General features: G+C 70.3%; 23 protein-coding genes. 13 read left to right on the top strand and 10 right to left on the bottom strand.

Annotated elements, in window-relative coordinates:
- Complete coding sequence (meaB, locus tag ACIOHP_RS32205) at window positions 1-957, top strand: methylmalonyl Co-A mutase-associated GTPase MeaB (protein ID WP_266887950.1); 957 nt, start codon at window positions 1-3, stop codon at window positions 955-957.
- Window positions 958-1,105: 148 nt separating this feature from the next.
- On the top strand, window positions 1,106-2,332 hold the full coding sequence (locus tag ACIOHP_RS32200; RefSeq protein ID WP_401893114.1) for an MFS transporter: 1,227 nt from the start codon (window positions 1,106-1,108) through the stop codon (window positions 2,330-2,332).
- A gap of 93 nt (window positions 2,333-2,425) precedes the next feature.
- Here the strand turns inward: ACIOHP_RS32200 and ACIOHP_RS32195 are convergent, their stop codons facing one another.
- Entirely contained in the window at window positions 2,426-3,067 is a 642-nt protein-coding gene (locus ACIOHP_RS32195; RefSeq protein ID WP_401893111.1) for a PepSY domain-containing protein, read from the bottom strand.
- Between the two features lie 149 nt (window positions 3,068-3,216).
- Here ACIOHP_RS32195 and ACIOHP_RS32190 point away from each other — a divergent pair, with 149 nt between their 5' ends.
- Complete coding sequence (locus ACIOHP_RS32190) at window positions 3,217-4,623, top strand: ATP-binding protein (protein ID WP_401893311.1); 1,407 nt, start codon at window positions 3,217-3,219, stop codon at window positions 4,621-4,623.
- Between the two features lie 14 nt (window positions 4,624-4,637).
- Here the strand turns inward: ACIOHP_RS32190 and ACIOHP_RS32185 are convergent, their stop codons facing one another.
- From ACIOHP_RS32185 to ACIOHP_RS32165, 5 genes are all read right to left on the bottom strand, one after another.
- The gene (locus ACIOHP_RS32185; protein WP_361542074.1) at window positions 4,638-5,114 is read right to left on the bottom strand and encodes a MarR family transcriptional regulator; all 477 of its coding nucleotides are present in this window, start codon (window positions 5,112-5,114) and stop codon (window positions 4,638-4,640) included.
- Window positions 5,115-5,209: 95 nt separating this feature from the next.
- Entirely contained in the window at window positions 5,210-6,007 is a 798-nt protein-coding gene (locus ACIOHP_RS32180) for an AIM24 family protein (protein ID WP_266887941.1), read from the bottom strand.
- A complete protein-coding gene (locus ACIOHP_RS32175; protein ID WP_351689492.1) occupies window positions 6,004-6,654 on the bottom strand; it encodes an AIM24 family protein in 651 nt (216 codons plus the stop codon). The genes ACIOHP_RS32180 and ACIOHP_RS32175 overlap by 4 nt, the downstream gene beginning before the upstream one ends.
- A 1-nt stretch (window position 6,655) precedes the next feature.
- Window positions 6,656-7,288 carry an AIM24 family protein gene (locus tag ACIOHP_RS32170; protein WP_361481286.1) on the bottom strand — a complete coding sequence of 211 codons (633 nt, stop codon included), beginning with the start codon at window positions 7,286-7,288 and terminating at the stop codon, window positions 6,656-6,658.
- An 85-nt stretch (window positions 7,289-7,373) separates the two neighbouring features.
- Window positions 7,374-7,691, bottom strand: coding sequence for a DUF6191 domain-containing protein (locus ACIOHP_RS32165; RefSeq protein WP_361542068.1), 318 nt, complete (start codon window positions 7,689-7,691; stop codon window positions 7,374-7,376).
- A gap of 129 nt (window positions 7,692-7,820) precedes the next feature.
- Between ACIOHP_RS32165 and ACIOHP_RS32160 the strand changes: the two genes are divergently transcribed.
- The 4 genes from ACIOHP_RS32160 (at window position 7,821) to ACIOHP_RS32145 (ending at window position 12,573) form a co-directional block, all read left to right on the top strand.
- Window positions 7,821-8,168, top strand: coding sequence for a DUF3817 domain-containing protein (locus ACIOHP_RS32160; protein WP_401893106.1), 348 nt, complete (start codon window positions 7,821-7,823; stop codon window positions 8,166-8,168).
- Window positions 8,165-8,458, top strand: a complete 294-nt coding sequence (locus ACIOHP_RS32155; RefSeq protein ID WP_384168863.1) for an MTH1187 family thiamine-binding protein — start codon at window positions 8,165-8,167, stop codon at window positions 8,456-8,458. The genes ACIOHP_RS32160 and ACIOHP_RS32155 overlap by 4 nt, the downstream gene beginning before the upstream one ends.
- Window positions 8,459-8,833: 375 nt before the next feature.
- A complete protein-coding gene (locus tag ACIOHP_RS32150; RefSeq protein ID WP_401893103.1) occupies window positions 8,834-10,615 on the top strand; it encodes a glycosyltransferase family 2 protein in 1,782 nt (593 codons plus the stop codon).
- Between the two features lie 2 nt (window positions 10,616-10,617).
- Window positions 10,618-12,573, top strand: coding sequence for a galactose oxidase-like domain-containing protein (locus ACIOHP_RS32145; RefSeq protein ID WP_401893101.1), 1,956 nt, complete (start codon window positions 10,618-10,620; stop codon window positions 12,571-12,573).
- Window positions 12,574-12,604: 31 nt separating this feature from the next.
- Here the strand turns inward: ACIOHP_RS32145 and ACIOHP_RS32140 are convergent, their stop codons facing one another.
- The gene (locus ACIOHP_RS32140; protein WP_401893098.1) at window positions 12,605-13,603 is read right to left on the bottom strand and encodes a glycoside hydrolase family 6 protein; all 999 of its coding nucleotides are present in this window, start codon (window positions 13,601-13,603) and stop codon (window positions 12,605-12,607) included.
- A 170-nt stretch (window positions 13,604-13,773) separates the two neighbouring features.
- Window positions 13,774-14,760, bottom strand: a complete 987-nt coding sequence (locus ACIOHP_RS32135) for a DUF5937 family protein (RefSeq protein WP_401893096.1) — start codon at window positions 14,758-14,760, stop codon at window positions 13,774-13,776.
- A gap of 103 nt (window positions 14,761-14,863) precedes the next feature.
- On the opposite strand from ACIOHP_RS32135, the gene ACIOHP_RS32130 reads away from it, so the two are divergent.
- The 4 genes from ACIOHP_RS32130 to ACIOHP_RS32115 all read left to right on the top strand — a co-directional run bounded on the left by ACIOHP_RS32130 (window position 14,864) and on the right by ACIOHP_RS32115 (window position 17,278).
- Window positions 14,864-16,117: an MFS transporter gene (locus ACIOHP_RS32130; RefSeq protein ID WP_401893093.1), complete on the top strand. Its 1,254-nt coding sequence runs from the start codon at window positions 14,864-14,866 to the stop codon at window positions 16,115-16,117.
- Window positions 16,118-16,128: 11 nt separating this feature from the next.
- The gene (locus ACIOHP_RS32125; RefSeq protein WP_307025739.1) at window positions 16,129-16,638 is read left to right on the top strand and encodes a MarR family winged helix-turn-helix transcriptional regulator; all 510 of its coding nucleotides are present in this window, start codon (window positions 16,129-16,131) and stop codon (window positions 16,636-16,638) included.
- Window positions 16,639-16,799: 161 nt separating this feature from the next.
- On the top strand, window positions 16,800-16,961 hold the full coding sequence (locus ACIOHP_RS32120) for a hypothetical protein (RefSeq protein ID WP_401893090.1): 162 nt from the start codon (window positions 16,800-16,802) through the stop codon (window positions 16,959-16,961).
- Window positions 16,962-16,969: 8 nt separating this feature from the next.
- The gene (locus ACIOHP_RS32115; protein WP_401893088.1) at window positions 16,970-17,278 is read left to right on the top strand and encodes a hypothetical protein; all 309 of its coding nucleotides are present in this window, start codon (window positions 16,970-16,972) and stop codon (window positions 17,276-17,278) included.
- Between the two features lie 3 nt (window positions 17,279-17,281).
- Here ACIOHP_RS32115 and ACIOHP_RS32110 read toward each other — a convergent pair whose 3' ends face one another.
- The gene (locus ACIOHP_RS32110) at window positions 17,282-17,623 is read right to left on the bottom strand and encodes a DUF3817 domain-containing protein (RefSeq protein ID WP_361542037.1); all 342 of its coding nucleotides are present in this window, start codon (window positions 17,621-17,623) and stop codon (window positions 17,282-17,284) included.
- Between the two features lie 64 nt (window positions 17,624-17,687).
- Between ACIOHP_RS32110 and ACIOHP_RS32105 the strand changes: the two genes are divergently transcribed.
- Window positions 17,688-19,388, top strand: a complete 1,701-nt coding sequence (locus tag ACIOHP_RS32105) for a methylmalonyl-CoA mutase family protein (RefSeq protein ID WP_361542034.1) — start codon at window positions 17,688-17,690, stop codon at window positions 19,386-19,388.
- Here the strand turns inward: ACIOHP_RS32105 and ACIOHP_RS32100 are convergent.
- The gene (locus ACIOHP_RS32100) at window positions 19,364-20,002 is read right to left on the bottom strand and encodes a TetR/AcrR family transcriptional regulator (RefSeq protein WP_361542031.1); all 639 of its coding nucleotides are present in this window, start codon (window positions 20,000-20,002) and stop codon (window positions 19,364-19,366) included. The genes ACIOHP_RS32105 and ACIOHP_RS32100 overlap by 25 nt on opposite strands.
- A gap of 204 nt (window positions 20,003-20,206) precedes the next feature.
- Between ACIOHP_RS32100 and ACIOHP_RS32095 the strand changes: the two genes are divergently transcribed.
- Window positions 20,207-21,187, top strand: coding sequence for a tetratricopeptide repeat protein (locus tag ACIOHP_RS32095; protein WP_401893083.1), 981 nt, complete (start codon window positions 20,207-20,209; stop codon window positions 21,185-21,187).
- The last annotated feature ends 598 nt before the right edge of the window (window positions 21,188-21,785 follow it).

Genomic DNA, 21,785 nt, shown 5'->3' with positions numbered 1-21,785 from the left:
ATGCAGGACGTCTCCTCTCTGGTGGCCCAGGCGAGAGAGGGCAGGCCGCGTGCCGTGGCCCGGCTGATCTCCCTGGTGGAGGGGGCGTCCCCGCAACTCAGGGAGGTCATGGCGGCGCTCGCCCCGCTGACGGGCAACGCGTACGTCGTGGGTCTCACCGGCTCCCCGGGCGTGGGCAAGTCCACGTCCACGTCCGCCCTGGTCACCGCGTACCGCAAGCAGGGCAGGCGGGTCGGCGTCCTGGCCGTCGACCCGTCCTCGCCCTTCTCGGGCGGCGCCCTGCTGGGCGACCGCGTCCGGATGTCGGACCACGCCTCCGACCCGGGCGTCTACATCCGCTCGATGGCCACGCGCGGCCACCTCGGCGGTCTGGCCTGGTCGGCCCCGCAGGCGATCCGTGTCCTGGACGCGGCCGGCTGCGACGTCGTCCTGGTCGAGACGGTCGGCGTCGGCCAGTCGGAGGTCGAGATCGCCTCGCAGGCGGACACCAGCGTGGTCCTCCTGGCCCCGGGCATGGGCGACGGCATCCAGGCGGCCAAGGCCGGAATCCTGGAGATCGGCGATGTGTACGTCGTCAACAAGGCCGACCGGGACGGCGCCGACGCCACCGCCCGTGAGCTCAACCACATGCTGGGCCTCGGCGAGTCCCGCGGCCCCGGCGACTGGCGCCCGCCCATCGTGAAGACGGTCGCCGCCCGCTCCGAGGGCATCGACGAGGTCGTCGAGGCGCTGGAGAAGCACCGCGCCTGGATGGAGGAGCGCGGAGTCCTGGCCGAGCGCCGCCGCGCCCGCGCCGCCCGCGAGGTGGAGACCATCGCGGTCACGGCCCTGCGCGAGAGGATCGGCGACCTGCACGGCGACCGACGCCTGGACGCGCTGGCGGACCGGATCGTGGCCGGCGAGCTGGACCCGTACGGGGCGGCGGACGAGCTGGTGGCGGGCCTGACACAGGGCTGAGGCGCCCTGGTCGACTCCGCGGCGCCGCTGGTACGTTGATCCGCATGTTCCTCTCCCTGGCGTAGAGCGCACACCGAGTCACGGTCGAGCACACCGCTCCCGTGACTCCCCGGTGTCCGCCTTCCGCCTCTTCTCCGAGGAACTCACCATGTCCGCGTCCTACGCGCGCGTGCTGCGCCTTCCGCATGCCCGCCGCACCTTCGCCACCGCCCTGGTCGGCAGACTGTCGTACGGCATCGTCCCGCTGTCCGTGATGCTCGCCGTGACCCGCGCCTCCGGCTCGTACGCCGTGGCGGGCACCGTGATGGCGCTGTTCGGCGCCACCGTCGTCTTCCTGTCGCCCGCGAGGGCCTCGCTGATCGACCGGTACGGGCCACGCCGGGCGCTCGTGCCGATGCTCGTCGCCTACACCGTCCTGCTCGGCCTGCTGACCGCGGCCGTCTGGCGGCCGGGCGCTCCGGCGTACGTCCTGGGCGCCCTCACCGCCCTCGCCGGCGCCTGCGTGCCGCCGCTCGGCCCGACCATGCGGACCGTCTGGAGCCGGCTCGCCCCGGACCGCGACCTGCTGCAACGCGCGTACAGCCTCGACGCCGTCGCCGAGGAACTGCTCTTCGTCTCGGGCCCGCTGCTCGTGGGCGTCCTGGTCGGGGTCGCCACGCCGGCGGTCGGGATCGCCGTGGGGGCGGCGTTGATGGTGACGGGGGCGGTGGGGTTCGTGTCGTCGCCGGCGGTGCGGGGCACGGCGCCTGCGGGCCGCGGTGGGGCCGACGGCCGGGGCGGGCGCGGTCGTCCCGTGCTGCGGAGGATCGGGCGGCCCGTCACCGCCGCGGTGGCCGTCGGGGTCGCTCTCGGTGTGCTCGATCTGCTGGTCATGGTCTTCGCCGAGCGGCACGACCACGGCGGGGCGAGCGCGGCCTGGGTGCTGGCCGCGCTGTCCGCCGGGAGCGCCGTCGGCGGCCTGCTGAACGGTGCCGTCGACTGGCGTACGTCCGCCCCGGTCCGGCTGGCTCTGCTGACGGCGGGCCTCGGCCTCGCGCTCCTCGGCGCCGGTCTCGCCCCGGGCCTGGGCACGCTCGCCCTGACCATGACGGTGGCCGGCCTCTTCGTGTCGCCGGCCGTCACCACCGCGTATCTCCTCGCCGACGAGGCCGTCACCGACGAGGCACGCACACGGGCCGGTGCCTGGGTCAACACGGCGATCAACGCCGGAAGCACGGCCGGTACGGCGGCGGCCGGTGTCCTCGCCGGGCGGCTGCCGGTGGCCGGGTGCTTCGCGGTGACCGGTGCGGCCGTGGTCCTGGCGGCGCTGGCCGTGGCGAAGGGCGCCCGCCGCGGCCGTACGGCTGAGGCGAAGGAGGCCCTGGCCGCCGTATGACGAGACCGGCGGGCGCGGCCAGGAAGCCGCGCCCGCCGGGTGGGGGATCCGCGGGTCCGGCGGGGGAGACCGGGCCCACGGTGGAGGGGAAGGTCAGTCGTCCTGGTCCTGGGTGAGCTTGCCCGTGTCGAGGGCGGCCTTCCACTCGGAGGTCACGTTGTTCTTCACGGTCTCCACGCTCCAGGCCACGGTGCCGTTGTCGTCGTCGACGCCGACCTCGGTGACCGTGCCCTTCGCCGCGGCCGCCAGCGCGATCTCGCGGGCGTCGAACTCGGCGCCCTTCAGGGCGGCCAGTTCGGCGCGGTCCTCGCTGTCCTGGTCGTCGTCGGTGTCGCGGTGGGCGCCGAGAACCTTGCCGGAGTCCGAGGCGACCTTGACGCTGTACTCGCCGCCGTCGCCCTTGACGACGTCCACGTCCCACGTGCCGGCGCCGTCGTCGTCCACGTCGGCGGAGACGGCGGTGCCCGGGGTGTGCTTGAGGGCGGCCGCGATCGCCTCGGCGGCGGTGACGTCGCCGTCGACGGTCGTCGTACGGTCGTCGTCGTTCGCGTCATCGGCGTCGTCGTTGCGGTCGTTCACGTCGTCGGCGTCGTCCCGGTCCGCGATCACCTGCGCGCCGGTGCTCGCCTGGCGCTGCGCCGTCGTGTCGTCGTCGCCCGCCGCGAAGGCCGCGACGGTCCCGCCGGTGACCAGGGCGGCGGCGGTCAGGGTGGCGATGACGATGTTGCGCTTCATGAGGATTCCTGCCTGTTCGGTCGACTTCACTCGGTTTCAGCGATTCGCTCGCTTTCGACATGACCCAACATGGCCGACCGACGCTGAGGGGAAGCTGAAGTCACCTGAAGGGATCTTCAGCTTGGCTTTGCGAACCTTTACGTATGACGGTGAACAGGCTCTTCGGCTCGGTCCGCTCGCGCGCGACCCTCGGTGCCGGTCTCGTCGTGGCCGTGGCGCTGGTGATGGCCGGGGCGGCGGTGCTGTTGTCGCTGCGGTCCAATCTCATCGACCAGGCGGACACCCAGGCCGAACGCTCGGCACGCGGCGTGGCCACCCTGCTCGCCACCGGGAAGTCCCCCGCCGACCTGGACCTGGGCGACGAGAACCCGGTCCAGGTCGTCGACGCGAACGGCACGCTGGTCGCGGTCAGCGACGGCCTGGAGCGGATCAGCGGCACCGCCACCGACGTGGTGAAGGCACCGGCGCGGCCGGGCAGCCCGAGCGACGACGACTCCGACGACGACGCGGACGACACCACCGCCCCCGAACCCGGCGAGATCGGCGACGACGTCGAGCTCACCGACGGCACCGCGACCATCGACGGCGAGAGCGCCGACTACCGTTTCGCGGCGCTCCCCGTGGAGACCGACGACGGGGTCGAGCTGACCGTCTACGCCGGCGAGTCCCTGGACACCGAACAGAGCGCCGTGGACACCGCGCTCACCGTCATGCTGATCGGCTTCCCCCTGCTGCTCGGCGTCGTCGCCGCCGCGACCTGGCTCGTCACCCGGCGCGCCCTGCGCCCGGTCGAGGGCATCCGGCGCGAGATGGCCGCGATCACCGCCTCCGAGGACCTCGCGCGACGCGTACCGGAGCCGGACACCCACGACGAGGTCGCCGCGCTCGCCCGCACCACCAACGCGACGCTGGCCGCGCTGGAGGCCTCCGTGGAGCGCCAGCGCCGGTTCGTCGCCGACGCCTCGCACGAACTGCGCAGCCCGCTCGCGTCCCTGCGCACCCAGCTGGAAGTGGGCGCCGCCCACCCGGAGTTGCTGGACGTGCCGGGCGCGGTCCAGGACACCGTACGACTCCAGCGGCTCGCCGCCGATCTGCTCCTGCTCGCCCGTCTGGACGCGGGGGAGGGGCCCGGCGACAAGCGGCTCGACCTCGGCGAGGTGGCGCGGCGGGAGGCGCGGGGGCGCGCCGGGGTGACCGTCGAGGCGGCGGAGGTGGAGGTGGCCGGGTCCCGGAGCCGGCTGGAGCGGGTGATCGGCAACCTGCTCGACAACGCCCAGCGGCACGCCCGTTCGGTGGTCGGTGTGACCGTACGGCGGGACGGGGCGTGGGCCGTCGTCGAGGTCGCCGACGACGGGGACGGGGTGGCCGAGGCCGACCGGGAGCGGATCTTCGAGCGGTTCGTACGGCTCGACGAGGCCCGCAGCCGTGACGACGGCGGCGCCGGGCTGGGGCTCGCCATCGCCCGGGACGTCGCCGCACGTCACGGCGGCACGCTCACGGTCCGCGACGCACCGGCAGGCGGAGCCCTGTTCGAACTCCGCCTGCCGCTCGTCTAGCTGCCGCTACCCGGTCAGGGGCGCCCGCGCTGGCCGCGCAGATGCTCCGCGATGGGCTTGAGGGACTTGTCGAGCTCCGCCATGGAGTCGGGGTTCAGCAGGTCGATGAAGTGGCGCCGCACGGACGCCACGTGGTGTGGCGCGACCTTCTTCATCGTCTCCATGCCGTGCTCGGTCAGGACCGCGTACAGACCGCGGCGGTCCGACTCGCAGTTCTCGCGCCGCACCAGGTCCGCGTTCTCCATGCGGGTGATCTGGTGCGAGAGGCGGCTCTTGGACTGGAGGGTGGCGGACGCGAGGTCGCTCATTCGCATCCGTACGTCCTCCGACTCGGAGAGATTCACCAGGATCTCGTAGTCGTTCATTGTCAGGCCGAACGGCTGGAGGTCCTTCTCGAGCTGGTACGTCAACAGCCTGTTGACCTCCAGGTGGGTGCGCCAGGCGCACTGCTCCGCATCAGTCAGCCAGGGCGTGGCCGTCTCGGTCTCCATGAATGAAGTCTACCTAAGAAGTTGAAAGGCGAACTAGTGAGGGTTTCGGCGTGACGGCGTGCACACGTTCGACGTCACACTCCGCAGACTACCGCTCACAGCCCGAAGCGACGCTGGAGGTCCCCCAGCTGTCCGGGAAGGCGCGGTGTGCCCGCTTGCTGTGAAGGGCCTGTGGAGGGCACTCCGGAACCGGGTACTCCGGCCTGCTGGGGAACCGCCCCCGTGGCCTGCTCCGCCATCAGCGCCTCGGAGGACTGGAGCAGTACGGTGCCGGCCCCCACGAACTCGAACTGGTGCTCCTCTCCGGAGGCCCCGCCCAGGCCCGTCATCGCACGTAGACCGCCCATCAGGCCGGTCATATAACCGTGGTCGTAGTGATGGCACGGCGACGGGCAGTCGGCCCAGCCGACGAGCGCCTGCGGGTCCACCCGGATCGGGGGTTCCATGAACACCACCGGGCCGTTAGATGCGGCCACGAACTTTCCGGTTCCTATCAGGGTCAGAAAACCCGGCACGATCGATTGCTTGAGGGCGAGACTTGGCTGAAAAGCGAGCAGGTTGCCTGAGCGAATGGTCAGGTTGCCGTTCTCGAGGTCGTACGAATTCACGTCGAAGGCCCGGTCGGCGAGCAGCATCTTGCCCGAGCCCTCGGCCACGACCCAGTCGCTCGCGTGCAGAGGCGAATGGAAGGACGTACGGACAAGTCGGTCGAGTCGCCCGTGCCCGACGCCGTTGAAGTCGATCGAACCGTAGTAGGCGATCATCTTCCCCTTCTGCAGGAACCATTGGCTCCCCTTGAGCTCCACGCAGAAGGTGTAGTTGTTCACGTTGTCGTCGACGGGCAGTGTCGCGGGGTCGTGGACGGTGGGGCCCGCGCCCGGGTAGGTGCTCACAGCTTCTCCTCCGACGCCTGGACGAACACCGTTCCGTGCCCACTGAGCTCCAGCTGGAAGGCCTCGCCGGAGCCGCGGCCCACCATGTCGCGCCAGCCGAGCGCGGTGGACAGCTTGTTGCGGACGTCCCCGTGGTGGGCGACGTAGGCCTGCGGGTCGACATGGACCGGACGCTGCGGGGTGATCGGCAGCTCGATGACGCCGCCGTGGGCCATCACGGCGACGGAGCCGTGTCCCTTGAGGGTGGTGGTGAACAGCCCCTGGCCGGTGACCTGGCCGCGGACCATGCCCATGACGCCGCCCTGCGAGCCCATGAACATCGTGCCCTGATCCAGGGTGCCCTCGAAGGCGAGGAGACGGTCCGCCTCGACGTACAGGGTGTCGCCGGTGAGGTTGATCACCTGGACGTGGTGGCCGCCGTGCCCGAACAGGACGGTGCCGCTGCCCTCCACGGTCATCAAGGGAGTGGCCTCGCCCGCGACCCGGCGCCCGATCATGGACGCGATCCCGCCCTGGCCGCCCTGGGTGTTGGGCGTGAACGACACCTCGCCCCGGTAGGCGAGCATCGCGCCGCGCTGGCTGAACAGCCGCTGCCCGGGCATGACGGTCGCCTCGACCATCTTCGAGTTGAGCTCACGGAAGGCCATCTCAGACATCCCCCGCGATCGTGTTCCGCTCACTGGGCTGGACGTACACCAGACCGTCCCCCTCGAAGCGGATCTGGAAGGCCTCGCCGCCGCCCTCTCCCATGAGAGTGCGGAATGTCACACCGGACTGGAAGGACTGCCGCAGATTCCCCTGGTGCGCGATGTACGCCCCCGGGTCGACGCTCAGCGGGTACTGCGCGCTGACCCGCAGCACCACGGCCGGACCGTCCGAGGTGATCGCCGCCTGTCCATGGCCCTCGACGGTGGTCGTGAACAGCCCGTTGCCCTGCGAGGCGCCACGCAGCCCCGTGAAGCTGGTCCCCGTCCGCAGCCCCCCGTCGGTCGCGAGCAGATTGCTCGACTCCACGTAGAGCTTGTCCCCCTGGAGACCGACGAGATTGATCTCGGAGGCGCGATCGGCGAACCAGCAGGTCCCCTGCCCCCTCACCTCCATCACCGTCATCTGCTCACCGGTGATCCGCCGGGTCACCATGCCCCGGATGCCCTCACCGCCACCGCTGAGCTTCTTGAACGCCATCTGTCCGTCGTACGCGACCATCGAGCCGTTCTTCGCCTTCACGGCGTCCCCGGTCATCTCGACGGCGAGCACCTTGCTTCCTTGAAGTCGGAACATCGCCACGCTGCGAAGGTAGCCCGCAGAAAGGCCTTGCCGACAGAGCCCGTGGGTGGAGAGCGACCCTGATCGCACCCCTAGGGGGTCAGCGGTGGGTCCCGGGCAGCCGTATGACCGCCTTCCCCGAGGTCAGGTCGACGGTGGAGTGCGGGGGCGCCCCGTCCTCCTCGTCGTCCCGCATCACCAGCGCGCTCTGCCGTTCCTTGAGCTCGCTCTGCTTGCCGGGCGAGAGGGCGGCGTGCAATTGCTCGAAGCCGGTCGCGGAGACCTGCCCCTGCCGGGCAGCATTGCGCCAGGGCAGCACTCCGGCCCGGCCGGCCCGCAGCAGCAGCTGATCGACGAAGGCCAGCACGGTGAGCAGGACGACCAGTCCGGGCAGGGTCATGAAGAAGACGAACTGCACACGCACTCCTGGCTGCGAGACACCGACGACGGACCCCCCAGCCTGTCCCCGCTCGGCCGTTTGCCACAATGGACGAACGTTTGTGCACGCATTCACAAAGCGTCGACGCCCCTCCACCGAAGGTGACCCGTGGACCTCAAGACCGCCAGCGCCCTCCGCCGCCTCCGCCTCGTCTCCGCCCCCGAGGCGGTCTCGTTCCTGCTCCTGCTCGTCTGCTCGGTCCTGAAGCGGACCACGGACTTCAACGCGGTGCCCGTGATGGGCATGGTCCACGGCGTTCTCTTCGTCCTCTACGTGGTCTTCTGGGCCGACGCCTGGAACCGCACGAAGTGGTCCGTGCAGACGGCCGCCCTCTACTTCGTCCTCTCGGTCCTGCCCACCGGCGGCTTCTTCGCCGAGCGCAAGCTCAAGCGCGAGGCCGAGGACGCGGTCATCGCCTCCCGCGCCCGCCAGGAGAGCGCGGTGAAGACGTCATGATCGTCGCCTTCTCCGTCACGCCGCTCGGCGTGGGCGACGAGGTGGGGGAGTACGTCGCCGACGCCGTCCGCGTCGTCCGCGAATCGGGCCTCCCCAACCGCACCGACGCGATGTTCACCTCGATCGAGGGCGACTGGGACGAGGTGATGGACGTCGTGAAGCGCGCCGTCGCCGCAGTCGAGGCACGCGCTCCGCGCGTGTCCCTGGTCCTCAAGGCCGACATCCGCCCGGGCGTGACCGACGGGCTGACCTCCAAGGTGGCAACGGTGGAACGTCACCTGGCCGAGTAGCCCCGGAGGCAGACGAAACCCCGGCCCGCATAGGCCGGGGTTTTCTTGTGTACGGGGTGCGCGCCGTCCCCAGACGGGACGGGCCCGCGCTTGCGCAACGGCGAGAAGGGGACGTACCGGGGGGTGTCCGCCCGCAGCGTCGGGCGACCAACCAAGAGCACAGCCCCAGCCCACAGCACCGCCCGACCGAGGACGGACACCCCCCGGTGCGGCACCGACCCACAATCCGGCCGTAGTGCGCAACGCGAACCCCCACCGAAGCCGCCACGGGCTGCCGCAGGCATCCCCCCACTCGCCTGGACCCTCCCAGTTCGACACGCCCGTAAATCTCCACTTGTGTGTGGATATCGGCTCGTTCGATCACTGGAGGGCGCTGTGCGGCCGGAGGGCTACGACTACGACACCCACAGCCGACTTGCCGGACCGCTCACCGAGCCGTCCGCCGAGAAGTACCGGGTGCAGTACACCTCACTCCTCGCAGGCGAGCCGCACCGAATACGCGCGATCCTTCTGATGACCCTCGCGCCCCTGCTCACCGGCGCCCTGCTGGTCTACCTCGTCTGGCCCACCCACTGGGTCGAACGCGAGGGCGGCGACGAGTGGATGGTCGGCCTCGACATCACGATGCTCATAGCCATCGCGCTCATCGAGCTGTTCATGGTCGTCAACGTCGTCTCCGTCGCCCACGCCACCCTCGTGGCCCGCGACCCCGTCCCCGTCACCCCCGAACCCGGCACCCGCGTCGCCTTCCTCACGACGTACGTTCCGGGCAAGGAACCCCTGGAGATGGTCCGCGCCACCCTCGAAGGCGCCACGAGGATCACCCACACCGGCCCCCTGGACGTCTGGCTCCTGGACGAAGGCGACGACGAACAGGCCAAGGCCCTGTGCACGGAACTCGGCGTACGGCACTTCACCCGCCACGGCGTCCCCGAGTGGAACAGACCCAAGGGCGTCCACAAGGCCAACACCAAGCACGGGAACTACAACGCCTGGATCGCCATGCACGGCGACGAGTACGACTTCTTCGCCTCGGTCGACACCGACCACGTCCCGCTCCCCAACTTCCTGGAGCGGATGATGGGTTACCTCCGGGACCCGGACGTCGCCTTCGTCGTGGGCCCGCAGGTGTACGGCAACTACCACAACCCCGTCACCAAGGCCGCCGAGTCCCAGCAGTTCCTCTTCCACGCGCTGATCCAGCGCGCCGGCAACCGCTACCGCTCACCCATGTTCGTCGGCACCAACAACGTCGTACGCATCGCGGCCGTGAAACAGATCGGCGGCCTGTACGACTCCATCACCGAGGACATGGCCACCGGCTTCGAGCTCCACCGCCACCGCAACCCGGGCACCCGCAACCACTGGCGCAGCGTCTACACCCCCGACGTCCTCGCCGTGGGCGAAGGCCCCGCCTCCTGGACGGACTTCTTCACCCAGCAGATGCGGTGGTCGCGCGGCACGTACGAGACGCTCTTCAAGCAGTACTGGAAGGCGCTGTTCACGATGCCGCCCGGGCGTCTCCTCTCGTACACGCTGATGCTCGTCTACTACCCGATGACGGCCGTCAACTGGTTCCTGGGCATCCTGAGCTGTTTCCTGTTCCTCTGGTTCGGCGCGTCCGGCACTCAGGTCGCCGCGTCGGTCTGGCTGATGCTCTACAGCGACGCTGCCGCCCTCCAGATCGGCCTCTACCTCTGGAACCGCCGCCACAACGTCTCCCCGCACGAGCCCGAGGGCTCCGGCGGCCTTGCGGGCATGGCGATGTCGGCCCTCTCCGCGCCGATCTATCTCAAGTCCTTCGGCGAGGCGCTCATCCGCCGCCCCAGCCGCTTCGTCGTCACCCCGAAGGGCGGCGACGCCAGCCCCGACCGGCTGCTCACCTTCCGCATCCATCTGTTCTGGGCGGCCCTCCTCGCGACCTCGCTGGCCGGCTCGGTCGTCCTGGACCACACGCATGTGGCGATGCGTACCTGGGCGGTCCTGGCCATGGCGATCTCCCTGGCCCCGGTAGGGGTGTGGCTCTCCACCCGCCTCAAGGAACGCCAGGCCCACCGATCCGCAGCCACGGCCACAGCCTCAGTCACCCCCCGCCCCGTCGACGGCACCGAGCCCGCCCTCGCCACCACCTCCAGCACCACGACAGGAGGCAACTAGGCATGGCCTACCAGCCGTCCCAGCGCACCAAGAAGACCGTCCTCGGCATCGGCGGCATCGCCGTCCTCGTCGGTCTGAACGCCCCGGCCGCGCTCGACTTCGCCGGTGATCAGTACTACGCGTACAAGATCGCCCAGCCCGGGTACAAGGCGAAGTACGGGAGTTGGAGCCGGGTCGACATCCCGGAGGAGTACCGCACCAACGCCATCCACGCGGCGCTCCTGCACACCGGCAAGGTGCTCATCGTCGCGGGCTCCGGGAACGAGCAGAAGAAGTTCGACGAGGGGTCCTTCGACACCGTTCTCTGGGACCCGGCCACCGACACCTTCAAGAAGATCCCGACCCCCGACGACTTCTTCTGCTCGGGGCACGCCCAACTCCCGGACGGCAGGCTCCTGGTGGCCGGCGGCACGGCCCGCTACGAGCTGCTCGACGGCGAGGTGGACCGGGCCGGCGGCGGCATGCGCGTGAAGAACGAGAACCCCGACAAGGCGATGGTCCTGAAGAAGGGGACCCGCTTCCGCTCGCCCGCCGGAGTCGAGTACGCCACCAAGTTCGACGTCACCGTCCCCAAGGCGAAGAAGTCCTTCAAGGTCACCTACAACGCCCGCGGTGTGATGCAGCCCTGGCAGACGAAGGTGACGGCCGCCGAGGCGCGGGTCTTCGTGGAGGCCGTGGAGAAGGGCCCGATGTCCGTCACCGAGAAGCAGGCCCAGTACGAGATCGTGGGCCTGAACGGCGAGGACGCGGACAACGCCTACGGTCTCAGCGAGAAGATCACCCTCGACAAGCAGGACTTCCAGGGCATCCGCGCCGCCTACGAGTTCGACCCGCTCGCCGAGAAGTACATCCCGGTCGACCCGATGGACAAGGCCCGCTGGTACCCGACCCTGGTCGGCCTCGACGACGGTCGCGTCCTCGCCGTCTCCGGCCTGGACGACGTGGGGATGATCGACCCGGGCGACAACGAGATCTACGACCCGAAGACGAAGAAGTGGTCACCAGGCCCCAAGCGGTACTTCCCCACGTACCCCGCGCTCTTCCTCACCAAGGGCGGCAAGCTCTTCTATCCGGCTTCCAACGCCGGTTACGGGCCCGCCGACATGGGCCGCGAACCGGGGCTGTGGGACCTGAAGACCAACACCTTCGAGAAGGTCCCCGGTCTGCGCGACGCCGACGAGACGGAGACCTCGGCATCCCTCCTCCTCCCGCCCGCGCAGGACCAGAAGGTGATGATCCTCGGCGGCGGAGGCGTCGGCGAGTCGAAGAAGTCGACCCCGCGCACGGCCGTCGTCGACCTGAAGAAGGACAACCCCGTCTTCGAGGACGGCCCCAACCTCCCGCAGGGCACGCGGTACCTGAACAGCGTGATCATGCCGGACGACACCGTGTTCACCGCGAACGGCGCCGAGGACTACCGCGGCCGCAGCGCCAGCAACATCCTCAAGGCGCAGTTCTACGACCCGAAGGGCAACGTCTTCCGCGAGGCCGCGTCCCCGACGGTGGGCCGCAACTACCACTCCGAGGCGCTGCTGCTGCCCGACGGAAGGGTCGCCAGCTTCGGCTCCGACCCGCTCTACGACGATCAGCAGAACACCAAGCTCGGCCACTTCGAGCAGCGCATGGAGATCTTCACACCGCCGGCCCTGCACCGTGGCGGCGACGACCGCCCCGAACTGAAGGACGGGCCGAAGGAACTCGACGCGGACCACCGCGCGACCTTCCGCACCGACGACGCGGACCGGATCGCCAAGGCCCGGCTGATGCGGCCGAGCGCGGTGACGCACACCACCGACGTCGAACAGCGCTCCATCGAACTCGGCGTCACGAAGAACGCGAACGCCGTCACCTTCGATGTGCCGAAGGACCCGGCCCTGGTGCCGCCCGGCTGGTACATGCTGTTCGTGACGGACGCGGACGGCACCCCGTCGGAAGCGAAGTGGATCCAGGTGAAGTAGGTGAAGCGGGTGGAGCGGGTGAAGTGGCCGGTCAGTTCCGGGAGTTGTGCGCCAGCCCCAGGGCGTACTCCGGCCACCACTGCCCGGCGTCCGGACCGCCCTCGCAGGTCCCGTCCGACTCGCCGGGCCGCTTGACCCACAGATAGGCGTCCAGGGCCGTCTCGCCGGTGCTCGTCGTCGGCGCGGTGCCCAGCGCCCGGCCGGGCGGGTTGCACCACACGCCCGGCAGCGGTCCGTTGCCGTTGCGGCTGCTGTCGATGACGAAGTGCTTGCCGTCGAGGTCCTTGGAGAGGCGGCGGCCGTACTCCTTGGTGACGGCGTCGGTCTGGAAGTTGGAGACGTTGAGCGAGAAGCCGTCGGCCTTGGCCACGCCCGCCCGCCGCAGTGGCTCGACCAGCTTCCTGGGCTCCCGGATCCAGGACGGATTGCCCGCGTCGAGGTACACCTTGGTGTTCGGCCGCTGCTTCAGCCGGTCGATCGCCTCGCCCAGCAACTGCTCGCGCTCGGCGTGGTATTCGCCCGGTGTGCAGCCGTCCACGATGTGCGCGACCGCGTCGGGCTCGAGGACGACGAGGGCCCGCGCGTCACCGAGCGCGTCCGCGAACCTCCCGATCCACTGGCGGTAGGCGTCCGCGTCCGCGGCCCCGCCCGCCGAGTGCTGGCCGCAGTCCCGGTGCGGGATGTTGTACGCGACGAACAGTGCCGTCCGGTCCTCGGCCTCGGCCGACGCGATGGCCGCCCTGACGGTCGGCCCCGGGTCGATCTCACCGGCCGGCCACAGCGCGGCCGGCTGGTCCGCGATCTTCTGGAGCTGCGCCGCGTCCCGGGTACGGCCCTCCCGCTGCCACAGCTGGATCTGCTGGGCGGCGGAACTGTTGGGGTCCACCCAGAACGGGGACGCCGGATCCGTGTCCGACTTCCTGCTGGCAGCGCCGGCGACGGAGGCCTCCTCGACGTCGGACGCGGACGAGCAGCCTGCGGCGAGCGTGAGGGTTGCGAGGACCGCGAGGGTGTGGGTCAGCCGGGGCATGCTGCTCCCTTGCGCGAGGGGTGACGTTGAGTAAGGGTGCGTGACTTATCGTCACATGGATCACGTGTCCGAGCCCTGTGCGACACCGCTCCGCGGGAGGGCCGTGCCTCGGGTGCGGGTTCGTTGTGGCTGGTCGCGCAGTTCCCCGCGCCCCTGAGCGGGGCCCGCCCCTAGCGGGGCGCGGTCCCGCTCAGGGCGATCCCCAGTGGTGTGCGCTCGTACAGGACCTGGTGGCCGTAGCGTCTCGCGGTGAGCAGGCCCGCGTCGCGCAGGACCGTCAGATGGGCGGACACGGACGACGGGGCGAGACCGAGCCGGTGGGCCAGGGCGGTCGTCGTGGCCGGTTCGTCGAGTGCGGCGAGTACGGCGGCCCGGCCGCGGCCCAGAAGCCGTACGAGCGAGTCGGACGTACGGTCGTCGGGCTCGGCCCACAACCCGCCGATGCCCCGCGCCGGATACGCGAGGGTCGGCTGCCAGGGCGGGTCGAAGGTGCTGACCACGTCGGGCCAGATGAAGACGCTCGGCATGAGGACCAGCCCCTGGCCTTCGAGCCGTCGCTCGTGCTCGCCCCGGTGCTCGACGGTCAGCGTCCCCGCGTCCCACCCGAACCGCCGGCTGATCTCCGGCAGCAGTCCACCGAGCCCCACCTCGGCCAGCCGGCGCGAGTGGAAGGCGACGTCGGCCTCCAGCAGGGCGCGCAGCCGAGGCCAGTCCGGGGCGACGAGGGTGCGCCAGACCTCCTCCATCGCGTCGGACAGCTCCCGCACCATCCGGACGGGATCCCGCATCCAGGCCTGTCCGTGCGCCGACTCCAGCGCGCCGGGCGTGGACGCGAGCGACTTCGCGGTGTCCGCCCGTGCGGCCACCGGATCACTCGCGCGTACGGCCGCGATCTCCTCCTCGAAGGTGGCCCCGGGCCCGAGCGGGGGCGGGCCCAGCCAGTCGGGGGAGTGCCCGCGGCGGGGCATCAGCAGCCACAACGGCGTGAGATCCAGCCCGGCGGCCGCGGTGCGGATCCGGCGCAGCCAGGGTGTGTGATAGCCGTGCCGGTCGGGCCGTTTGAGGGTGCGGACGACTTCCTGCGTCTCCCAGAGGGGGGAGATCGCGAAGCGGCAGCGGAGGAAGTCGTCCTCACCGAAGTGCAGTCGCGACGGCATACGTGTCCCTGGCCGGGTGGGTGGCTGAATGGCTGGAGGGCGGAAGATTCGGCTGTGTCCGAAACTCTAGGGTGAGGACGGGGCGGTCGGCACGCTGCTGCACATGACGGACGACACCCTCACCGCCGCCGCCCCGCCCACCGGCTACGGCCGCGTCTTCGCCGTACGGGAGTTCCGCGCGGTGTTCGTGGCGCACCTGCTCTCCCTGCTGGGTGTCGTGGTCAGCGAGATCGCGCTCTCGGTCCTCGTCTACGACCTGACGGGCTCGCCCCTGATGAGCGCGCTGGCGTTCGCGCTCGGATTCCTGCCGTACGTCGTCGGCGGCACCCTTCTCGCGGGGATCGCCGACCGCTTTCCGGCTCGGCGGGTGCTGGTGGTGTGCGACCTGGTGTGCGCGGCGTGCGTGCTGCCGATGGCGGCGCCGGGGGCGGGCATCGCGCTGCTGCTGGCGCTGCGGTGCTGTCTGGCGGTGGTGGCGCCGGTGTTCCAGGGGACGCGGATGGCGACGCTGGCCGACATCCTCGGGGACGGCGATCTGTTCGTGCTGGGCCGCTCACTGCTGCGGATCGTGTCGCAGAGCGCGCTGCTCGCGGGGTACGGGGTGGGCGGCCTGCTGCTGACCGTCGTGGCGCCGCGGCACGCGCTGCTGATCACGGTGGTCACGTTCTGTGTGTCGGCGGTGCTGCTGCGCTTCGGTACGCGGCGGCGGCCGGCGCGGGCGGCGGCCGGGACCGCTCTGGTGACGGAGTCGCTGAAGGGTGCGCGGCAGGTGTTCGCGAACCGCCGGGTCCGGGTGCTGCTGTTCCTCTTCTGGGTGCCGCCGATGTTCTCGGTGGTGCCGGAGGCGCTGGCGGCGCCGTACGCGGACGATCTGGGCGCGGGGTCGGTGGGGCTGGGACTGCTGATGTGCGCGCTGCCGGTGGGCACGATCGCGGGGGAGCTGTGGGCGGGGGCGCGGCTGGGGCCGGCGGCCCGGGAACGGATCGCGTTGCCGCTGGTGTGCGTGACGCTGGTGCCGTACGTGGCGTATGTGCTGCACCCGGGTCTGTCCGTCTCCTTGCTGGTGTTGGTGCTGTCGGGGGCGGGGTCGGCGTACACGCTGGGTCTGGACCAGTGGTTCGTGCGGGCGGTGCCGGAGGAGCTGCGGGGCCGGGCGATGACGCTGCTGACGGCCGGCCTGATGACGATCCAGGGTGTGGGGATGGCGCTGGCGGGGGTGGTGGCGGAGTTCGCGGGGGTCGCGGGGACCGTGGCGGGGGCGGGGGTGCTGGGCACGGCGTGCTGTGTGCTGCTGGCCGTGGCGGCCCGCCGGACCGAATGCCAAGACGGGGCTGACCAGCATGTGACCGGCCGGTAAGGTCTGGTGCCGTGCCGAAGCCGCTCAGCCTTCCCTTCGATCCCATCGCCCGCGCCGACGAACTCTGGAAGCAGCGCTGGGGAAACGTGCCGTCCATGGCCGCGATCACCTCGATCATGCGCGCCCACCAGATCCTCCTCGCCGAGGTCGACGCGGTCGTCAAGCCCTACGGACTGACCTTCGCGCGCTACGAGGCCCTGGTCCTGCTCACCTTCTCCAAGGCCGGCGAGCTGACCATGTCCAAGATCGGCGAGCGTCTGATGGTCCACCCCACGTCGGTCACCAACACGGTCGACCGCCTGGTGAAGTCGGGCCTCGTGGACAGAAAGCCCAACCCCAACGACGGCCGCGGCACGCTCGCCGTCATCACCGACAAGGGCCGCGAGGTCGTCGAATCCGCCACCCGCGACCTCATGGCCATGGACTTCGGACTCGGCGTGTACGACGCGGAGGAGTGCGCCGAACTCTTCGCGATGCTGAGGCCCCTACGGGTGGCGGCGCACGACTTCGACGAGGGCTGAGGCCGTCGGTCAACCTGCGGGGGCGGGTCGCACCTGAAGGTGATCTCACTCGCGCATGATCGATACGGCAGCCAGGGTTCGATGTTTTCCCTGCGATCTTGTTGGACGGTCATCGTCCGGGCGGTCGGAGCCCGGGCCCCACACGAACAGGGGAATCCGCCGTGTCGAAGCTTCGTACTGCCGCTCGTCGCTTACTGACCGCCGGGAGCGCCGTCGCGGTCATCGGTGCCGTGACGCTGGGTGCCGGCGGGGTGGCGAGGGCCAGCGCCACCGGGACCACCGCGATCGGGACGTTCGACTACGACCTGCGCGGGGCGGGGTGAAGGTCCCCGTGGGGTGCTTCCTGACGCACTCCATCGACGGCTCGGGCAAGCGCATCACGAGCCAGTTGGCGGGCGTGGACTGCATGGGGCTCGCGGCGACCTTCTCCAAGTTCTGCAACTGGAGGATCGACTTCACCTACGCGGACACGAGCAACCGGACGTACAAGACCGCCCGGGGCAAGACGCACACCGAGTGCCGACGCGATCCGCTGCGGCGCAATTCCGCGCAGACGCTGCCGAAGTACGGCAAGGCCTGCGCGAGGTTCTACGTGAACGGCAAGCTGCGCGCCACGCAGTGCCACTTCATCACGAAGTGAGCGTCAGACCGCGGCGGTCTTCGGGGCGGGGTCGTCGATCACGAGTGGTGTGACCTCCCGGGTCACCTTGCGCTCGACGAAGAAGGCGGCGGTCGGAACCGTGCCGGCGAGGAGCACCCAGGCGAGGCGGCCCAGCGGCATCTTCGCCTTGGTCCCCAGGTCGAAGGCGAAGATCAGGTAGATGAGGTACAGCCAGCCGTGGGCGATGCCGACCACCGAGACGAAGCCGTCGAACCCGTCCAGGTCCAGCAGCCGCTTCCCGATCACGCCGATCGTCAGCAGGATGAGCAGGACGGCGGTGACGTAGGCCATCACCCGGTAGCGGGTCAGGACGCTCTTCTTCATGCCGTCGAGACTAACGGGTGGGTTGCCGTCGACATTTACTAGGACGTCCTAGTAAATTTGAAGCATGGACGCTGACGCCATCGAAGAGGGCCGCCGACGGTGGCAGGCCCGGTACGACGCCTCGCGTAAGCGGGAGGCGGACTTCACCACGTTGTCCGGGGATGCCGTGGAGCCGGTGTACGGGCCTCGGGCGGGGGACCGGTATGACGGGTTCGAGCGGATCGGGTGGCCGGGGGAGTATCCGTTCACGCGGGGGCTCTATCCGACCGGGTACCGGGGGCGCACGTGGACCATCCGGCAGTTCGCCGGGTTCGGGAACGCCGAGCAGACCAATGAGCGGTACAAGAAGATCCTCGCCAACGGAGGCGGGGGGCTGTCCGTCGCCTTCGACATGCCGACCCTCATGGGGCGGGACTCCGACGACCCCCGGGCGCTCGGGGAGGTCGGGCACTGCGGGGTGGCCATCGACTCGGCCGCCGACATGGAGGTGCTGTTCAAGGACATCCCGCTCGGGGACGTCACCACCTCCATGACCATCAGCGGGCCCGCCGTTCCCGTCTTCTGCATGTATCTCGTCGCCGCAGAGCGGCAGGGTGTCGATCCCGGGGTGCTCAACGGCACTCTCCAGACCGACATCTTCAAGGAGTACATCGCGCAGAAGGAGTGGCTCTTCCAGCCCGAGCCCCATCTGCGGCTCATCGGGGATCTGATGGAGTACTGCGCGGCCGGCATTCCCGCCTACAAGCCGCTCTCCGTCTCCGGGTACCACATCCGGGAAGCGGGATCGACGGCCGCGCAGGAGCTCGCCTACACACTCGCCGACGGGTTCGGGTACGTGGAGCTGGGGCTGAGCCGCGGACTCGACGTCGAGGTCTTCGCACCCGGGCTCTCCTTCTTCTTCGACGCCCACGTCGATTTCTTCGAGGAGATCGCCAAGTTCCGCGCGGCCCGCAGGATCTGGGCGCGGTGGATGCGGGACGTGTACGGGGCGCGGAGCGACAAGGCGCAGTGGCTGCGGTTCCACACCCAGACCGCCGGGGTCTCGCTGACCGCGCAACAGCCGTACAACAACGTCGTACGGACGGCCGTCGAGGCGCTCGCGGCCGTGCTCGGCGGCACCAACTCCCTGCACACCAACGCCCTCGACGAGACCCTCGCGCTCCCGTCCGAGCAGGCCGCGGAGATTGCGCTGCGGACCCAGCAGGTCCTCATGGAGGAGACCGGGGTCGCCAACGTGGCGGACCCGCTGGGTGGTTCGTGGTACGTGGAGCAGCTGACGGACCGTATCGAGGCCGACGCCGAGAAGATCTTCGAGCAGATCAGGGAGCGGGGGCTGCGGGCCCATCCCGACGGGCGGCATCCCATCGGGCCCATCACCTCCGGCATCCTGCGCGGCATCGAGGACGGCTGGTTCACCGGCGAGATCGCCGAGTCCGCGTTCCAGTACCAGCGGTCCCTGGAGAAGGGCGACAAGAGGGTCGTGGGCGTCAACGTCCACCACGGCTCCGTCACCGGCGACCTGGAGATCCTGCGGGTCAGCCACGAGGTGGAGCGGGAGCAGGTCCGCGTGCTGGGTGCCCGCAAGGGCGCGCGGGACGAGGCAGCGGTACGCACCGCGCTCGACGCGATGCTCGCCTCCGCGCGGGACGGCGGCAACATGATCGGGCCGATGCTGGACGCCGTACGGGCCGAAGCGACCCTCGGTGAGATCTGCGGGGTGCTGCGGGACGAGTGGGGCGTCTATACGGAGCCGGCGGGGTTCTGAGCCGAGGTCAGGCCCAGGAGCAGCACCCTCGTGAAGCTCCGTACCCACTCCTCGTCCGCCGCGCCCGCGCTCACCAGGGTGCGGTGGACCACCGCACCCGCGACGACGTCGAAAATGAGATCCACCGTGCGCGCGGCTTCCTCCGGATCGGGCTCCGGGGGAAGTTCTCCGCGTTGCTCGGCGCGGGCGCGGCCCTCCAGGACCAGGCGTTTCTGGCGTTCGACGATCGACTCCCGGATGCGTTCGCGCAGGACCTCGTCGCGGGTGGACTCGGCGATCACCGCCATCAGGCCGCTCTTGGCCTCCGGGCGGTCCAGGATCCGCGCGAACTGGAGGACCACGCCCTCGATGTCGGCGGCGAGAGTGCCGCGGTCGGGGAGTTCCAGTTCGTCGAAGAGCTCCGCCACCGCGTCGACGACCAGTTCGTTCTTGCCCGCCCAGCGACGGTAGAGCGTCGTTTTCGCGACCCCCGCCCGGGCCGCCACGTCTCCCAGAGTGAGCTTGGACCAGCCCAGCTCCACCAGGGCCTCCCGGGTCGCCGCGAGGATCGCCGCGTCCGCGGTGGCGCTGCGGGGGCGTCCTGAGGCCCGTGGGGCGGGAGTGCGGCTCTGCATCCCACGACCATAACCGGCGGTTCCCGTGAGGCCGTGAGGGAGATCACCGGGCTCCGGTGGCACCGAGGCACCCTGTGCCATTACGCTACGACCCGTAGCGAAACCACTGGCGTGGGGTGGGGACCCGGCGCTCGGCAGTACAGAAGCGGTACCGGCTTTCTCAACGCTTTTCACTTGCGCGCGCGGACGGGGGAGGATAGACGCATGCAGCCACGGAACATGTCCATGAGCGGAGTCGTCGACCTCGCCGCGGTGAAGGCGGCCCAGGAGGCCAAGGAGAAGGCGGAGCAGGCGCGCGCCGCAGCGGCCCGGCAGGGCGGCGGCAGCGCAGGCGTCTCGCCGGCCGATCTCGTCATCGACGTCGACGAGGCCGGATTCGAGCGGGACGTCCTGCAGCGCTCCACCGAGGTACCGGTCGTCATCGACTTCTGGGCCGAGTGGTGCGAGCCCTGCAAGCAGCTCAGCCCGGTGCTGGAGCAGCTCGTCGTCGAGTACAACGGGCGCCTCCTCCTCGCCAAGATCGACGTCGACGCCAACCAGATGTTGATGCAGCAGTTCGGGGTCCAGGGGATTCCCGCCGTCTTCGCGGTGGTGGCCGGACAGGCCCTGCCGCTCTTCCAGGGGGCCGCCGGCAAGGAGCAGATCCAGCAGACCCTGGACCAGCTGGTGCAGGTCGCCGAGGAGCGCTTCGGGCTCACCGGGATCACGGTGGACCCCGACGCCCGGCCCGGTGCCGCACAGGCCGCCGCGCCCGCGACGCCGGTCGGACCCTACGACGCGCTGCTCGAGGCCGCCGTACAGGCCCTGGACGCGGGGGACTTCGGCGGTGCGGTGCAGGCGTACAAGAACGTCCTGAGCGACGACCCGGGCAACTCGGAGGCCAAACTCGGCCTCGCCCAGGCCGAGTTGCTCCAGCGGGTGCAGGGTCTGGACCCGCAGCAGGTCCGCAAGGACGCCGCCGAGAAGCCGGCCGATGTGCCGGCGCAGATCGCCGCCGCCGACCTGGATCTGGTGGGCGGGCATGTGGATGACGCCTTCGGGCGGCTCATCGACACCGTGCGGCGCACGTTCGGTGACGACCGGGATGCCGTACGGGTACGGCTGTTGGAGCTCTTCGAGGTCGTCGGGGCCGATGACCCGCGGGTGGTCGCGGCGCGCCGGGCGCTGGCGCGGGCCCTGTTCTAGGGAGGGGCGCCGACCGGGGCGGTAGCCCCGTTCTGACCAGTCCCTAAACACCCGGGCCTGTGGTGCCCGAGTGAAAGATTTGCCGACGGAGTGCCACTGCGGCCGCGCTTTACCAAATCTTGGTAATCGCGGCCGCTGTTACTGCAAGTAAGTTTTGGGCGTTGATCTGTCGGATTCTGTCCGGCCATCAACAATTTTGTCCGGCCCCTGCGCGCCACCCTGAGTCGTCGGCCGAGACCAGCGGGTCGTTGTTCGGTTATCCGGCCGTTACTACCGAGTAACGAAGCCCCTTGTGCGGGCGGCGAGAATGCACCACGATCGGCGACGCTCGGTCCATTCCCCGCACCCCGACAGCCGGTCGGGCCCGCGGGAACTCCTGGGTCCCCACCGAGCAGAGCAGGCAGCAGTGGTGCCTGCTCTTGGACAGGGGGGTCTTCGCCTTCCGGTGAAGCCTGTCCAGCAAGGTTGTGCGTGATGTGCTCAGGCGCGACCAGTGGTTGTCGCTCGGGGGTGATCGCCGGTGATCGGTGCGCGGTTCGCGCCTCCGAGTACGGGCGCTCCCCTTCCCGAGGACGTAGCACTTCTCCCATCCCTGCCC

The organism is Streptomyces sp. NPDC087859 (assembly GCF_044742595.1).
In the GTDB taxonomy this organism is placed as follows: Bacteria; Actinomycetota; Actinomycetes; order Streptomycetales; family Streptomycetaceae; genus Streptomyces; species Streptomyces canus_F.
The sequence above is the reverse complement of the archived record's forward strand: the minus strand, read 5'-3'. Positions and strand labels throughout refer to the sequence as shown.

Bases quoted from the DNA above. Each gene is read 5' to 3' on its own strand.
- meaB (WP_266887950.1), top strand. From the start codon at position 1: ATGCAGGACGTCTCCTCTCTGGTGGCCCAGGCGAGAGAGGGCAGGCCG.
- ACIOHP_RS32200 (WP_401893114.1), top strand. From the start codon at position 1,106: ATGTCCGCGTCCTACGCGCGCGTGCTGCGCCTTCCGCATGCCCGCCGC.
- ACIOHP_RS32195 (WP_401893111.1), bottom strand. From the start codon at position 3,067: ATGAAGCGCAACATCGTCATCGCCACCCTGACCGCCGCCGCCCTGGTC.
- ACIOHP_RS32185 (WP_361542074.1), bottom strand. From the start codon at position 5,114: ATGGAGACCGAGACGGCCACGCCCTGGCTGACTGATGCGGAGCAGTGC.
- ACIOHP_RS32175 (WP_351689492.1), bottom strand. From the start codon at position 6,654: ATGGCCTTCCGTGAGCTCAACTCGAAGATGGTCGAGGCGACCGTCATG.
- ACIOHP_RS32170 (WP_361481286.1), bottom strand. From the start codon at position 7,288: ATGTTCCGACTTCAAGGAAGCAAGGTGCTCGCCGTCGAGATGACCGGG.
- ACIOHP_RS32155 (WP_384168863.1), top strand. From the start codon at position 8,165: ATGATCGTCGCCTTCTCCGTCACGCCGCTCGGCGTGGGCGACGAGGTG.
- ACIOHP_RS32145 (WP_401893101.1), top strand. From the start codon at position 10,618: ATGGCCTACCAGCCGTCCCAGCGCACCAAGAAGACCGTCCTCGGCATC.
- ACIOHP_RS32140 (WP_401893098.1), bottom strand. From the start codon at position 13,603: ATGCCCCGGCTGACCCACACCCTCGCGGTCCTCGCAACCCTCACGCTC.
- ACIOHP_RS32135 (WP_401893096.1), bottom strand. From the start codon at position 14,760: ATGCCGTCGCGACTGCACTTCGGTGAGGACGACTTCCTCCGCTGCCGC.
- ACIOHP_RS32130 (WP_401893093.1), top strand. From the start codon at position 14,864: ATGACGGACGACACCCTCACCGCCGCCGCCCCGCCCACCGGCTACGGC.
- ACIOHP_RS32110 (WP_361542037.1), bottom strand. From the start codon at position 17,623: ATGAAGAAGAGCGTCCTGACCCGCTACCGGGTGATGGCCTACGTCACC.
- ACIOHP_RS32105 (WP_361542034.1), top strand. From the start codon at position 17,688: ATGGACGCTGACGCCATCGAAGAGGGCCGCCGACGGTGGCAGGCCCGG.
- ACIOHP_RS32100 (WP_361542031.1), bottom strand. From the start codon at position 20,002: ATGCAGAGCCGCACTCCCGCCCCACGGGCCTCAGGACGCCCCCGCAGC.
- ACIOHP_RS32095 (WP_401893083.1), top strand. From the start codon at position 20,207: ATGCAGCCACGGAACATGTCCATGAGCGGAGTCGTCGACCTCGCCGCG.